The sequence below is a fragment of the Actinomyces viscosus genome (assembly GCF_900637975.1).
GTDB classification, from domain to species: Bacteria; Actinomycetota; Actinomycetes; order Actinomycetales; family Actinomycetaceae; genus Actinomyces; species Actinomyces viscosus.
On record NZ_LR134477.1, the window covers coordinates 369,384 to 382,984 of the forward strand.

Annotated in this window: 11 protein-coding genes; 8 read left to right on the forward strand and 3 right to left on the reverse strand. The window is 68.2% G+C overall.

Annotation, left to right across the window (positions count from 1 at the left end; translation table 11 throughout):
• Positions 1-44: 44 nt before the first annotated feature.
• Positions 45-2,978 (forward strand): DNA translocase FtsK, encoded by a 2,934-nt coding sequence (locus EL340_RS01690; RefSeq protein WP_126413145.1) that lies wholly within the window; start codon positions 45-47, stop codon positions 2,976-2,978.
• Here the strand turns inward: EL340_RS01690 and EL340_RS01695 are convergent.
• Complete coding sequence (locus tag EL340_RS01695; protein ID WP_232023174.1) at positions 2,967-4,511, reverse strand: CapA family protein; 1,545 nt, start codon at positions 4,509-4,511, stop codon at positions 2,967-2,969. The two genes, EL340_RS01690 and EL340_RS01695, sit on opposite strands and share 12 nt — an antisense overlap.
• Positions 4,512-4,886: 375 nt before the next feature.
• Between EL340_RS01695 and pgsA the strand changes: the two genes are divergently transcribed.
• From pgsA to EL340_RS01725, 6 genes are all read left to right on the forward strand, one after another.
• Positions 4,887-5,510, forward strand: coding sequence for a CDP-diacylglycerol--glycerol-3-phosphate 3-phosphatidyltransferase (gene pgsA / locus EL340_RS01700; RefSeq protein WP_126413146.1), 624 nt, complete (start codon positions 4,887-4,889; stop codon positions 5,508-5,510).
• Positions 5,500-6,039, forward strand: coding sequence for a CinA family protein (locus tag EL340_RS01705; RefSeq protein ID WP_126413147.1), 540 nt, complete (start codon positions 5,500-5,502; stop codon positions 6,037-6,039). Before pgsA ends, EL340_RS01705 begins: the two co-directional genes overlap by 11 nt.
• Positions 6,040-6,233: 194 nt before the next feature.
• On the forward strand, positions 6,234-6,644 hold the full coding sequence (locus EL340_RS01710) for a helix-turn-helix domain-containing protein (RefSeq protein WP_009233673.1): 411 nt from the start codon (positions 6,234-6,236) through the stop codon (positions 6,642-6,644).
• Positions 6,645-6,775: 131 nt separating this feature from the next.
• Positions 6,776-6,994, forward strand: a complete 219-nt coding sequence (locus tag EL340_RS01715) for a DUF3046 domain-containing protein (RefSeq protein WP_126413148.1) — start codon at positions 6,776-6,778, stop codon at positions 6,992-6,994.
• 251 nt (positions 6,995-7,245) lie between these two features.
• Positions 7,246-8,484, forward strand: a complete 1,239-nt coding sequence (gene recA / locus EL340_RS01720) for a recombinase RecA (RefSeq protein ID WP_126413149.1) — start codon at positions 7,246-7,248, stop codon at positions 8,482-8,484.
• Positions 8,484-8,987 (forward strand): regulatory protein RecX, encoded by a 504-nt coding sequence (locus EL340_RS01725; protein WP_126413150.1) that lies wholly within the window; start codon positions 8,484-8,486, stop codon positions 8,985-8,987. The genes recA and EL340_RS01725 overlap by 1 nt, the downstream gene beginning before the upstream one ends.
• 7 nt (positions 8,988-8,994) lie before the next feature.
• Here the strand turns inward: EL340_RS01725 and EL340_RS01730 are convergent, their stop codons facing one another.
• Both EL340_RS01730 and EL340_RS01735 read right to left on the reverse strand, forming a co-directional pair.
• The gene (locus tag EL340_RS01730; protein ID WP_126413151.1) at positions 8,995-10,278 is read right to left on the reverse strand and encodes a hypothetical protein; all 1,284 of its coding nucleotides are present in this window, start codon (positions 10,276-10,278) and stop codon (positions 8,995-8,997) included.
• 168 nt (positions 10,279-10,446) lie between these two features.
• Positions 10,447-11,511 carry an IS630 family transposase gene (locus tag EL340_RS01735; protein ID WP_126413152.1) on the reverse strand — a complete coding sequence of 355 codons (1,065 nt, stop codon included), beginning with the start codon at positions 11,509-11,511 and terminating at the stop codon, positions 10,447-10,449.
• Between the two features lie 286 nt (positions 11,512-11,797).
• On the opposite strand from EL340_RS01735, the gene EL340_RS01740 reads away from it, so the two are divergent.
• Positions 11,798-13,546 carry a formate--tetrahydrofolate ligase gene (locus EL340_RS01740; RefSeq protein ID WP_126413153.1) on the forward strand — a complete coding sequence of 583 codons (1,749 nt, stop codon included), beginning with the start codon at positions 11,798-11,800 and terminating at the stop codon, positions 13,544-13,546.
• The last annotated feature ends 55 nt before the right edge of the window (positions 13,547-13,601 follow it).

The window sequence follows — 13,601 nt, forward strand, 5'->3', positions numbered from 1 at the left end:
GGCAGGGCCGCCGAGGCCGAGAATCCGATAGTTTCTAAGACATCATGGCCAATCGTCGCACCACGAGAACTGCTACGCCTCCCTCCGGAACCGGCAGAGGACGTAACCGAGGGGTACCCGCTCAAGGATCCGCTCCCCTCGCCGCCCCCGGATCCCAGCCCTCCGGCGGGCGCTACCGCCGTACCGGGTGGGCCTTCCTCATCCTGGCCCTCGCGGCGGTCCTGGCCCTGCGCGAGTGGTTCGGGGTCTCCGGGGCCGCAGGCAACCTCCTGCACCACATCGCCGCGGGCCCCGTCGGCGTTCTCGGGGTGCTGGTGCCCCTGCTCCTGGCGGCGCTGGGGATCGCCATGCTGCGGGCGCACAGCCTGGGAGCGGTTCACGCCCGGGTCTCCGTGGGCTGCCTCGGCCTACTGACCGCTCTGACCGGAATGATCCAGGTCGGCAGCGGGAACCCTGTCCTCAGGGACAATATCGGTGGCCTGGAGAGCGCCGGCGGACTGCTGGGGTGGCTGGTGGGCTATCCGCTGGCGGCCCTGTTCTCCTCCGTGGGGGCCTTCATCCTGTTCATCCTCCTGGCGTCCTTCTCCGCCCTGGTCCTGTCCGGCAAGACCGTCGCCGAGATCCGCGACCTGCTGGCGCAGCGCCGTTCCCCGGGCGCTGAGGGGACCGGAGGCTCCTCCGACGCCGACGGCGCCGGTGACTCCCTGGCCCGGCGCCTGCTCGGGCGCGTCCGCGGGGGCCTCGGAACGGCCGGGGTGGCGAGCAATGATCCTGACCAGACGGCGCTCCTGGACTCCTACGACGGCGACGAGCCCTTCCGCTCCGCGCTGGAGGTGGAGGAGTCGACCCCGCGCAAGCGCGGCAGCGGCCGACGCAAGCGCTCCGCCGACCGGGAGGCTCAGCAGACGTCGATCACCGAGCTCTTCGAGCCGGGCAGTGACCATGCCAGTGACCATGCCGGCGATCCTGGTGACCACGCTGACGGCTCCACCTTCGTCGTCCCGGAGGTGGGCGATGAGGCCGATGCCGTTGCCTCGTCGGCCCCCTCGGCCGTCTCGCCCGCCAAGGGCCGGGCTGCTGGCGGCCCGGCAGCGGCGGGACCGTCCTCAGGCGCACAGCGCAAGCCCTCCACGGCGAAGCGTCCGGCCCGGCCGACGTCCTCCGGGTTCGACGCCGTCACCGAGGAGACGCCCGAGGTCCCCCTCGACGAGCCCGATCTCGCCGACCAGCTCGCCATGAGCGACATGAGCAACATGGCCCTGCCCGACGGCTCCACCTACACCCTGCCCGAGGACGCGCTGCTCGGGCCCGGACCGGGGCACGCCACCCGCACCCCCGCCAACGACGCCATCGTTGAGGCGCTGCAGAACGTCTTCGCCGAGTTCAACGTGGACGCCACCGTCACCGGCTACACGCGCGGTCCCCAGGTGACCCGCTACGAGGTCCACCGCGGTCGGGGCGTCAACGTCTCCCGCATCACGGGGCTGGAGAAGAACATCGCCTACGCGGTGGCCTCCGACGAGATCCGTCTGCTCACCCCGATCCCCGGCAAGAGCGCCATCGGTATCGAGATCCCCAACACCGACCGCGAGATGGTCAAGCTCGGCGACGTCCTGCGCTCTCAGGCCGCCCGTAAGCAGGCCCATCCTCTGGTCGTCGGGCTGGGCAAGAACGTGGAGGGCGACTACGTCGTCACCAACCTGGCCAAGACCCCGCACCTGCTGGTGGCCGGACAGACCGGCTCGGGTAAGTCCTCCTTCGTCAACTCCATGATCACCTCGATCATGATGCGCGCCACGCCGGAGGAGGTGCGCATGGTGCTGGTCGACCCCAAGCGGGTCGAGCTGACCATCTATGAGGGCATCCCCCACCTCATCACCCCGATCATCACCTCCCCGAAGAAGGCGGCCGAGGCCCTGGAGTGGGTGGTCCGAGAGATGGACGCCCGATACGACGACCTGGCCTCCTTCGGCTTCAAGCACATCGACGACTTCAACAAGGCGGTGCGCGCCGGCGAGGTTCAGCCCCTTCCCGGCTCCCAGCGCGAGCTGAGCCCCTACCCCTACCTCCTGGTCGTCGTCGACGAGCTCGCCGACCTCATGATGACGGCTCCCAAGGACGTCGAGGCCTCCATCCAGCGCATCACCCAGCTCGCCCGCGCCGCCGGGATCCACCTGGTCCTGGCCACCCAGAGACCCGTCGCCCAGGTGGTCACCGGACTCATCAAGTCCAACGTCCCCTCACGCCTGGCCTTCGCCACCGCCTCCCAGCTGGACTCCCGCGTCATTCTCGATCAGAACGGGGCCGAGACCCTCACCGGTCAGGGAGACGCCCTCTACCTCGGGCCCGGAGCCTCAACGCCGGTGCGCATCCAGGGCTCCTGGGTCAACGAGTCCGAGATTCGCTCCGTCGTCGAGCACGTCAAGGCCCAGCTGACCCCCGAGTACCGCGAGGACGTCGTCGTCCCGGAGGTCAAGAAGCAGATCGACGAGGAGATCGGCGACGACATGGACCTGCTCCTGCAGGCTGCCGAGCTCATCATCTCCAGCCAGTTCGGCTCCACCTCCATGCTCCAGCGCAAGCTGCGCGTCGGCTTCGCCAAGGCCGGGCGCCTCATGGACCTGCTCGAGTCCCGTGAGGTCGTCGGCCCCTCGGAGGGGTCCAAGGCGCGTGACGTCCTCGTCCAGCCCGAGCAGCTCGAGGAGACCCTGGCCTGGATCAAGGGGGAGGGGAGCGCTCCCGGAAGCGCTGAGACCCCGTCCGCCCCCGAGGACACTCAGGAGGCCCCCTCCTCCGACACCCCGCCGGCTCCTGCTGCGGGCGAGCCCCGCACGGTCGCCCTGCCGTCGAACCGGTACAGCACCGACCCGCTGGAGGCCGACCCGAGTCTGCCGGAGTCGGAGTCCTGGGAGGACTCCTTCGCCGAGGAGGACTCCGAGGACGCCTGGTCCCTCACCGGCCGTGGCTCATCGTGGTGACCCGGTCCTCGACCTCTCGCTAGCCGTCATCGCCCTCGGGGGCCTCCAGCGGCTCGTCCGGGTCAGGGCCCGGTTCCGCTGTTTCCGACGATGCCGACGGCGTTGGACGGGGCGACCGTGAGGGTCGGTCCGACGGGGTGGGAGACGCCTGCTCCGGATCCCGGTCGGACCGGGACCCGGGGTGGGCCGAAGGCGAGGCGGATGCGGCGGACTCCGTGTCCGACGGGTTGTCTCCGACGGGGCCGGGGTCGCTCCCACTCGTTTGAGGACCTCCTCCCGGCTGGGAATCGTCGGGGCCGGTCCAGTGGGCTTGGGTGGCGTGGCGGACAGGGTTGAGGCGTCCTTGACGTCCGAGGTGAGCATGCTCCAGCGTCGCTCGATCTCCTCCTCACTCAGGCCCAGGTCTGCAGGACGCTCACCGTTGTGGAGCGCCGCCAGGTCCCTGACCGTGTAGCCGCCGGCCTGGTCCACGGTGAAGGGGTGCCAGTTCAGCGAGTCCACGCTCACCGAGCCGTCGGCGTGGGAGGTCACGTCGGCCCAGACCAGCTGGCCGACGTCGGACAGCGGGCCGCAGTAGGACTCGTTCTGGCTGGAGATGTAGTTGCCGGCCGAGTAGGACGCCCACATCCCCTTGCCCTTGACTCCGCCGTCGAGCTTCTCAGCGGGCTGGGGCACGTGGGGGTGGGCGCCGAAGAAGATATCGACCTCCCCGCTGTCGGCGAGGGCCTGGGCGTAGGAGACCTGCTCATCATTGGGCGTGGTCTCGTACTCCTCCCCGATCTGGGAGTGGACGACGACAAGGTCGGCGCCCGCCGCCCGAGCCGACTTCGCCGCCTTCGTGATGGCGCCGACGTCGTTGGTCGACACCGAGTAGCCGGTGGGGTCCTTGAAGCCGTTGAGCCCCATGGTTGTGGAGATCTGAGCGACCGTCACCGTGCGGCCCCCTCGCTCGAGCTCATAGAGTGCGAAGGGCGCCGAGGCGTCCTTGCGGCTCCGGTAGGTGCCGGCGTGCCCCAGGTCGTGGGCGTCCAAGGCGTCCAGGGTGGCGATGACCCCGGCCTCGCCCTGGTCGGCGGAGTGGTTGGACGCGGTCGCGCAGCCGTCCCAGCCGGACCTGGCCAAGGCCCCGACGACATCGGTCGGAGCGCCGAAGGTGGGGAAGTCCGAGTAGACCCCGTCCGGAGCCACGGGCACCTCCATCCCGCACAGGGCCAGATCCAGTCCCTCGACCCAGGGGGTCTCGGCGGCGACGTTGCCGGTGATGTCCCCCGAGGAGTCCGGGGTGGAGCTCAAGACCGCCGAGTGCATGAGGACGTCCCCGCCGTAGCCCACGGTGAAGCTCACGTCCTGCGAGCCACCACCGGCCCCGGCAGAGGATGACCCGCGGGAGGCGGCCGCGTCCGGCCCGCCTTGGCCCTGCTGCTCGCGGGCGCTGCCCGACTCGGTGGAGCCGGACTCGCTCGACGACGACTGACCGCTGCTCGCCCCGCACCCGGAGACTGCGACGGCCGCGGCGAGGACTGCGGCCGTCATCAGGCCCGGGCCCCGTGACCGGTGGATGATGCGTGCGGAGCGGGCGCGCTGTCGACCGCTCGTCGATGAGCTGCCCGGGAGGTTGTTGATGTCCGCCGAAGAAGATGAGGAAAATATGGAGGAAAACATATTTATGAACGTAAGAACCGAACCTTAATGGAGTGTGTGCACCTCGTGCCCACTCGAGAGGTGCCGGGTCGGAACGCCGAGATGCTGCCGAAAACAGCCAGTGGGGATTGATCCCCTGTGGTGCGTCGCGTGCTGTCAGCGCCGTGGAGTCCCTGGGGCGAGGGAGATATGCGCTCGGGGCGTCATCGGGAGGTGAATCGAGGTTTCTCCGGCGGTGTGAGGGCCTGCACTACTAGGCTTGTCCCAATGAACGCCTCGACCGCCCCGGACGGCGCCGCGCAGCCAGAGCAGGCGCCGCTGCTCAACATCGCCAATGCCCTGACGGTGCTGCGGCTGCTGCTCGTTCCCGTCTTCATCTGGCTCTCCCTGCTGCCGGGGGACCGGGCCAGGCTCGCGGCCGTCGTGGTCTTCGTCGTGGCGGCCTTCACGGACCGTCTTGACGGTCAGCTGGCGCGCTCACGGGGGCTGGTGACCTCCTTCGGCAAGATCGTCGACCCGATCGCGGACAAGGCGCTGACCCTGTCCGCCTTCGTCCTGCTGAGCGTCAACGGCAGACTGTGGTGGTGGGTCACGGTCCTCATCGTTGTGCGAGAGCTCGGCATCACGGTCATGCGCTTCTTCATGCTGCGTCGGGCTGTCATGGCGGCGTCGCGGGGCGGCAAGATCAAGACGGCCCTCCAGATGGTGGGGCTGGTGGGGCTGCTCACGCCGTGGTCCGCCCTCTTCCTCCCCGCCGGCTTGGCCGCGTTCCTGGTCAAGGCGGCCTACGCCGTCGTGGCCGCGGCGCTGATCGTCACCGTGGTGACCGGCCTGGACTACGTGCGCCAGGCCGTGCGGCTGAGCCGTCACAACGGACGCGATGGTCGCTGAGCGCTCCGAGGTCAAGGTCCCGGTGACTGAGGAGAGGCGTGCCGAGGAGCGTCGCGTCCGTGCTGCGAGCGATCTTCTGCGTGCCGCCGAGAACCGAGGGGTGACACTCGCGGTCGCCGAGTCGCTCACAGGCGGTCAGGTGGCCTCGAGCCTGGTCGAGGTTCCTGGCGCCTCGCGTGTGCTTGTCGGTGCGGTGGTCGCCTATGCCGTCCGGGTCAAGGCGCAGGTGCTCGGTGTGGATGCTGCTCACCTGGCACGGACCGGGCCGGTGGACCGCGACGTCGCACTCCAGATGGCGCACGGCGTGCGCCGGCTCCTCGGGGCCGATCTGGGGCTGGCCACCACCGGGGTCGCCGGTCCCGGACCGGCCGACGGTCACCCGGCGGGAACGGTCCACATCGCCGTCGTCGGCCCGGGGGGCGAGGCTCATCGCGAGCTGCACCTGAGCGGCCACCGCTCGCAGGTCCGGTACGAGGCCGTGCTCAACGCGATCGAGCTGGCCAGTGACTTCCTGCGCGAGAGGTCGTGAGGAGCGGGTCTGGCCGCCACCTGCCGCCCTGGCCTGCTGCAGATCGGCTACAGGCGGGCTACAGACCGCAGACTAAGACGCGTTTCAGGTTTCTCCCAGGAATGCCGGTAGAGTGGGGCTCAACGCCACCGGAGCCGGAGAACTGGCCTCGCGTGGCGGGAATGAATCCACGACGTGAATGGTTGTGCCAGATGATGAACAACACGACTCACCCCCGCACCACTCGCCCGATCAACAACCGGATGCCGATGCGCCAGGGACCCGGGGCAGGGTACGGTGTGTCCGTGGACACCCCGAAGCACGAGAATGTCGTCCTGCGCCGCGAGATCGGAGAAGTTCTGCGCGGCGTCCGGCAGCACCAGGGGCGCACGCTGCGCGAGGTCTCCTCGCAGGCCCGCGTCTCCCTGGGTTACCTCTCCGAGGTCGAGCGCGGTCAGAAGGAGGCCTCCTCCGAGCTGCTGGCCTCGATCTGCCAGGCTCTCGACGCCCCCCTGTCCATGGTGCTGCGCGAGGTCTCCGACCGCATCGCCCTGACCGAAGGCGTTATGATTCCGGACACAGTTCCCGATGAGCTCGTGCGTCAGCAGGGGATCGCCCTGCGGTGATCATCTGCTGATGCACCCAGTGCGGTGTCCTGGAGGCACCCGCGGCTGCGGCCGATGAGCTGACCTTCCCCGGCGGTGGGACCACCTTGAGTGGGCTCGCCGCCGGGTTGTCTGTTGAAGAGAGGGAAGTGGTGAAGCACTCGGAGTTCTGGGACGCCGTCGAGGCGGTCTTCGGTTCGGCCTACGGCCGGTCGCTGGCGCAGGACCTGGTTCTGCCCGAGCTGGACGCGACCTGCGTGCAGGCGCTCGATGACGGGGTGGCGCCGGAGCGCGTGTGGGCCCTGTTGTGCGACGAGACCGAGCGCTCGGACGCCGAGCGCTGGATCTTCCGCTCCGATCCCCGCCGCTGAGGCGGGGTGGTGGGGCGAGCGCAGCGGCCGACACGCGTGGGACAACGATGTCGAGATCGAACAGGTGTTCGGGTACTGTTCTCCACGAACGACGACGACGCACCTTGGGTCCACAGGACTGATGAGGTGCGGAGATAGATGTCAGTGGTCAGGCATACCGTCGTTGGTGAGCCCCGGAGAGGGGACCTCGCCGAAGTTGACCAGCCATGCCCACCGCGGCTGCGAGCCGCCCCGAGAACCGAGGTAGAACAATGCCTGCTGCCAGCCAGACCCAGGACCGCTCCAAGGCCCTGGCCACAGCCCTCGCCCAGATCGACAAGAACTTCGGTAAGGGCTCCGTCATGCGCCTGGGTGACGACACCCGCCCGCCGGTCTCCGTCATCCCCACGGGGTCGGTCGCCCTCGACGTGGCCCTGGGGGTCGGAGGGCTTCCGCGAGGCCGCATCATCGAGGTCTACGGACCGGAGTCCTCCGGAAAGACGACCGTCGCCCTGCACGCCGTGGCCAGCGCGCAGCGGGCCGGGGGCAACGCGGCCTTCATCGACGCCGAGCACGCCCTCGACCCGGTCTACGCCAAGGCCCTAGGGGTGGATATCGACAACCTCCTGGTCTCTCAGCCGGACACCGGTGAGCAGGCCCTGGAGATCACCGACATGCTCGTGCGCTCAGGCGGTCTGGACATCATCGTCATCGACTCCGTGGCCGCCCTGGTCCCCAAGGCCGAGATCGAGGGGGAGATGGGTGACTCCCACGTCGGTCTCCAGGCGCGTCTCATGAGCCAGGCGCTTCGCAAGATCACCGGGGCCCTGTCCTCCACCGGCACCACCGCCATCTTCATCAACCAGCTGCGTGAGAAGATCGGCGTGTTCTTCGGCAACCCGGAGACCACCACCGGCGGTAAGGCCCTGAAGTTCTACGCCTCGGTGCGTCTGGACGTGCGTCGTATCGGTGGGCTCAAGGACGGCGACCAGCCCGTGGGTAACCGCACCCGGGTCAAGGTCGTCAAGAACAAGATGGCACCGCCCTTCAAGCAGGCCGAGTTCGACATCCTCTACGGGCAGGGCATCTCCCGCGAGGGCAGCCTGCTGGACCTGGGTGTGGACAACGGTGTGGTGCGCAAGTCTGGTGCCTGGTTCACCTACGGGGAGGATCAGCTCGGCCAGGGCAAGGAGAACGCGCGCAACTTCCTCAAGGACAACCCGCAGCTGGCCGCAGAGATCGAGGAGAAGATCCTTGCGGCTCTGGGGATCGGCGAGCCCGGCCGTAAGGCTCGAGAGGCCGAGGAGCTCGCCGCCGCCGAGGCCGCTGTGGCCGCAGCCGCCGTCCCGGTGGAGAACGACGACGCTGCCGCAGGCGCGGTCAAGAGCGCTCGTGGACGCGGCAAGAAGGCCACTGCGTCCGCCAAGGGTGCCAAGTCCACCAAGGCTGCCAAGGATGCTGCAGCGGAGGAGGCGGACACCATCTTCGGTGAGGACGCCGGCGGGTTCTGATGCCCTGGCTCACCCCTGATGCCCACGCGCAGGCGGTCGAGGCGGCGCGGGAGATCGTCCTGCGCCGCCTCGACCGCAGCGCGGCCCCACGTGCCGCCCTGGCGGACCTGCTTGAGCGCAAGGCGGTGGACCCTCGTATCGCCGAGGAGGTTCTTGACCGCCTGGAGGCGGTCGGGGTGATCGATGACGCCGCCTACGCGGCCCGCCTGGCCCGCACCCGCTTCGCGGAGAAGGGGGCCGCGAGGCGGGCCATCGCCGAGGAGCTGCGGCGCAAGGGCCTGGAGGAGTCGGACGTCGCTGCGGCCCTGGACCAGATCGACTCCGAGGATGAGAACGAGGCGGCCCTGGCTCTGGCTCGCAAGAAGCTGATCTCCACGCGTCACCTGCCCTGGGAAGTTCGTCGACGCCGCACCGCGGCGATGCTGGGCCGCAAGGGTTACAGTCGGGAGACGACCCTGCGGGCGATCGAGGACGCTCTTGACGAGGAGCGGCCGCCGAGGTGAGGGCGCCCTACTTCTGTGGGAGCAGGTCGCGGTAGTCGAAGGCGTTGATCGTGGTTGTGCCCTTGATAGGCACCTCGTCGATGATGTGGTCGGAGCGGACCCGGACCAGCCCCATGTGTCCTACGGCGAGAGGCTGGGACCGGTCGGCAGGCACCAGCCATGACATGGAGGAATCAATATCGGTTGGCTCCGTCAGCAGCAGACTGCCGTCGGAGAAGCCTCCGGCGATCTCGAGGTCCGCATCCGGGGACGCGTCCGCCAGGCACTCGGTGGTTCCGTCCGCGAGACTCACCCGAAGCAGACCCAGGTAGGCGTGGCTCGAGGAGACCGAGGAGTTCCCCGTGTGATCAAGGTCCACGTTGCAGCTGCCGGTGGTGCTCACTTCGGTGGCGGCCCCGGCCTGGTCGACGAGCCAGAAGTGATGACCCTCCTCCATGGGTGTGACCACCATGTGTGTGGAGCCGTAGGTCGTTCTGAGAGCGCCGTGTGCGGCCGAGGCAATGCGGGTGGCGCCGAGCTGCAGGGCGCCGTCGGTACCTGCGAGTGCGCCGGTACCCACGACGGGTGTGCCGGACCACTGGTTGAGCGTTGACAGCGTTGTTCCCTCGCCGATCCCCAGCTCGGACCAGTCCGTTGTGGTGAAGGTGCGGTCCTTGCCCAGGTAGGTCATGCCTGACGTGGTGTTCTGGTCGACCATGTGCACCGCTCCCACCAGAGCGGTGTCGCTGCGGGAGGCGGATGCCTCTTCCTGTGCCGTTCGAAGATCCTGGGAGGTCTGTTGTCCGCTGGCGACGTCGAACCATGTCGTCGCGCTCGACAGCGGGTCCGTGTGCCGAAGGACCACGGTGCCGGGTGTGCTCGGATCGGCCGATGGGTCCGAGAACCAGACGGCCACTGCGCCAAGTCCCGGGTCGTGACTCATCCGCAGTCTCATCTCGGCGGCACCGGCCGGGACGGGAACGCTTGCGGACCATGTCTCGGTCCCATCCCACAGGACACGGTGGACGCTGAGGTCGGCCGTCTTGTCCTGACGGGGCGCCACGTAGACCACGCCGTCATCGTCAATAACGACGGCATTCTCCTCGGCCTGGATACTCATCGTCGCTTTTGTCAGCCCGGAGTCCTCCAATCCCGATTTGTCCGCAATGGGTTCCACGGTCCCGATCGTTGTCCGAGGCGTCGATGTGGGTGTTGCCGAGGCCTGGACGGCGTGCAGGCCCGCGGGTGAGGAGCAGGCGGTGATGCTCAGCAGGGAGCAGGTGAGAGCAATCGGCCAGGGACGCAGTCGCATGACGGGGAGTCCTTCGTAGGAAGAGGGGGTAGGAAGGAAAGTAGAGCAGCGCATCGGATCACGCAAATGTGCGTAAATTGGCTCACTTGAGAGGAGAAAATGGGGGGGCAGATATTATCGGCGGGTTGGTTCGCGAACTGAGGGTGACTTATTGTGCGATGGCGGTCTTTAATCAAGCTTTTCTTGGGTTGGTGTGATGGGTAGGTGCTCGAAGTCGTAGTCGAAGGTGCGGCTGGTGATGTAGCTGGTGAATGCGGTGTAGGTTTCCTCGGGGTTGTCTCGTTGTATGTTTGAGATGTTCTTCTTGGCGGTGTTCCAGACGTGCTCTATTGGGTTGTGGTCGGGCGCGTAAGGAGGTAGGTAGATCGGCCTGACGCGCTCCAGGGCCTGGCCGGGCTCATACAGGTCAGTGACCGCCTTGGCGTGGTGGAAGCCGGCGTTGTCAAGAACAACAGCGATCTTGTCGTTTGCCGTCTCGCGTACCAGACGGGCCAGGGCCAGGGTGACCTGCTCGGCGTTCTGGTTGCCCTCGATGGGGTAGACGCGCACCTGCTTGCTGGTCAGGCTCAGGGCGCCGAAGAAAGACTGGGCCGAGCGTTCTCGGTCGACATAGATCTTGGTCCGACGGCCGGTGGGCAGCCACATACGCCGGGTGACGGCCTCGTGCTCGACGCGCACCTCGTCGACGGTGTAGACCTCCCAGCCCCGGGCCAGCAGGTCGGCGACCTCCTGACGGACCTGGTCCATTCGCTCGGTGACGGCGGCCTCGTCGCGGCGCTTGTCGAAGGGGTCGGGCAGCTTGAAGCTCATCCCCACGAAGCGCAGGAGCAGCTGGTAGGAGGAGTCTGAGGCGTACTCCACGCCGAACTTGATCCGCACCACGTCACGCAGGGCCGGTACGTCCCAGAAGTCCGCCCTGATCCCGCTCTGGGCCGGTGGCCTACTCAGGATCCGCTTGAGCTGCTCCTTGTGGGCGCGGGTGAGCTTGGCGGCGTTCTCGTTGCCGGCGTGCCCAGTGACAACCGAGTGCAACCTGGAGCACCGCCAGCGGCGCAGCCAGTTGCTCACCGTCCTGCGGCTGCGGCCGACCATCTCAGCGATAACACCCGTGCCGACACCACGAGAGGCATACAAAATGGCCTCAGCCTTTAAACGCACCAGGACGAACGAGTCACCGCGTTTCTTCCACGCCAGAAGAACATCCCGCTCCTCCGCAGTCACATCAACAACCACACACACATTCTATATCGATACCCCCAAAACCACCCGACAACACAACCCCAGAAGGAAACTTTGTTTAATGCCGGCCAGAATAGATAAAAGAAGAGGTTTGTGGCCAGCATGGCACGGAGCTCGTGTACGTGCCCGGGGCTGGTCGGGGCTGGCCGGCTTCATGGTGCGATCCCCACCGGCGGGCGGGGCGGGGTGGTCTCGGGGTGGGCCTTCAACAGGTCATCAGCGGTGATGTCCAGTGCGGTGGCGATGTCTCCAGCCGGAATCAATCATCTAGGCTTGCCTCATGACCCAGGCGATCCCGGCTGCCCACGGCCCCCGGACTTCGGTTGACCTCGATGCGTTGGCGGCCTCGGCGGGAATCGCCGCCGAGCACGTCATTCCCTACGGCCGCGACGTGGCCAAGATCGATCTGCGCGTGCTGGACCCCGGCGAGCAGGAGGCCGACGGTACGCAAGGGGCGCGTTACGTCGTCGTCACCGCGATCACGCCGACTCCCTTCGGGGAGGGGAAGACGACCACGGCCATCGGACTGGCTCAGGGACTGGTGCGCCTCGGCGAGCAGGCGATCCTCACCCTGCGCCAGTCGGCCATGGGGCCCACCTTCGGTATCAAGGGCGGCGCCGGAGGCTCCGGACGCGCCCGCGTCCTCCCGGCGGAACGAATGAACCTGCACCTGACCGGTGACTTCCACGCCATCACCGCCGCCCACAACCTCCTGTCGGCGATGATCGACAACCACCTGCACCACGGCAATGACCTCGACATCGACGAGCGCACCATCACCTGGCCCCGGGTCCTGGACGTCAACGACCGCGCCCTGCGCCACATCGTGACGGGCCTGGGAGCCAAGATCGACGGCGTCACCCGGCAGGCCTCCTTCGACATCACCCCGGCCAGCGAGCTTATGGTCATCATGTCGCTGGCCACGGACCTTGCCGACCTGCGCGAGCGCCTGGGACGCATCGTCATCGGACGCAACCGCAGCGGGCAGTGGGTCAGCGCCGAGGACCTGAAAGCCGCCGGCGCCATGTGCGCCGTCCTGCGCGATGCCCTCGATCCCAACCTGCTGCGCACCGGAGAGGGCACTCCCGTCCTGGTCCATACCGGCCCCTTCGGCAATATCGCCACCGGCTGCTCCTCCGTGATCGCCGACCGCGTCGCGGCGGCAGGTGCCCGCAAGGGCGGATACGTCCTCACCGAGGCCGGTTTCGGTGCCGACATGGGCCTGGAGCGCTTCGTGGACCTCAAGTGCTCCGTCTCCGGCATGCATCCGCACGCCGCCGTCGTCGTGGTCACGGTCAGGGCGCTCAAGGCCCACTCCGGGCGACACCGGCTCGTCAGCGGCAAGGACCTGCCCGAGGCCATGCTCGAGGAGAACGTCGAGGACGTGCGCGCCGGCGCCGCCAACCTGCTCAAGCACCTGGAGATCGTGCGGAGCCTCGGCATCACCCCGATCGTGGCCGTCAACGTCTTCCCCTCCGACCATGACAGCGAGATCGAGGAGGTAGCGCGCATCGCTCGCGACGCCGGGGCGCGAGTGGCGGTCTGCCATCCTGTGACCGAAGGCGGGGAGGGCTGCCTCGACCTGGCGCGCGCCGTCGTCGAGGCCTGCCAGGAGAGCGAGGGCGAAGAGGGCCCTGATGACTCCACCAGCCCGGCCACCCGTCCCGTCTACGAGCCGCAGGACGACCTGCGCACCAAGATCGCCAAGGTCGCCGCCCTCTACGGCGCCGACGGCGTGGACTACACCCCCGCCGCGGGCAGGCTGCTGGACGCCTATGAACGGGACGGCTTCGGCAACCTGCCCGTCATCGTCGCCAAGACACCCTTGTCCCTGTCCGCGGAGCCCGGTCTCAAGGGCGTTCCCACCGGATGGCGCCTGCCGGTGCGAGAGGTGCGCCTGGCCGCAGGAGCCGGCTACGTCTACGCGATCTGCGGGAACCTGTCGACCATGCCGGGACTGCCGAGCCACCCGGCGGCCGAGCGCATCGACGTCGACGTCGACACCGGCCAGATCATCAACCTGCGCTGACGCCAGGGGGTGGTGGCCCGCGGGTTCGGGCCACCACCCCCTGGTTACTGGGAGC

Coding starts and splice junctions, on each gene's coding strand:
- EL340_RS01690 (WP_126413145.1), top strand. CDS start 45: ATGGCCAATCGTCGCACCACGAGAACTGCTACGCCTCCCTCCGGAACC.
- EL340_RS01695 (WP_232023174.1), bottom strand. CDS start 4,511: ATGACGGCCGCAGTCCTCGCCGCGGCCGTCGCAGTCTCCGGGTGCGGG.
- pgsA (WP_126413146.1), top strand. CDS start 4,887: ATGAACGCCTCGACCGCCCCGGACGGCGCCGCGCAGCCAGAGCAGGCG.
- EL340_RS01705 (WP_126413147.1), top strand. CDS start 5,500: ATGGTCGCTGAGCGCTCCGAGGTCAAGGTCCCGGTGACTGAGGAGAGG.
- EL340_RS01710 (WP_009233673.1), top strand. CDS start 6,234: ATGAACAACACGACTCACCCCCGCACCACTCGCCCGATCAACAACCGG.
- recA (WP_126413149.1), top strand. CDS start 7,246: ATGCCTGCTGCCAGCCAGACCCAGGACCGCTCCAAGGCCCTGGCCACA.
- EL340_RS01725 (WP_126413150.1), top strand. CDS start 8,484: ATGCCCTGGCTCACCCCTGATGCCCACGCGCAGGCGGTCGAGGCGGCG.
- EL340_RS01730 (WP_126413151.1), bottom strand. CDS start 10,278: ATGCGACTGCGTCCCTGGCCGATTGCTCTCACCTGCTCCCTGCTGAGC.
- EL340_RS01740 (WP_126413153.1), top strand. CDS start 11,798: ATGACCCAGGCGATCCCGGCTGCCCACGGCCCCCGGACTTCGGTTGAC.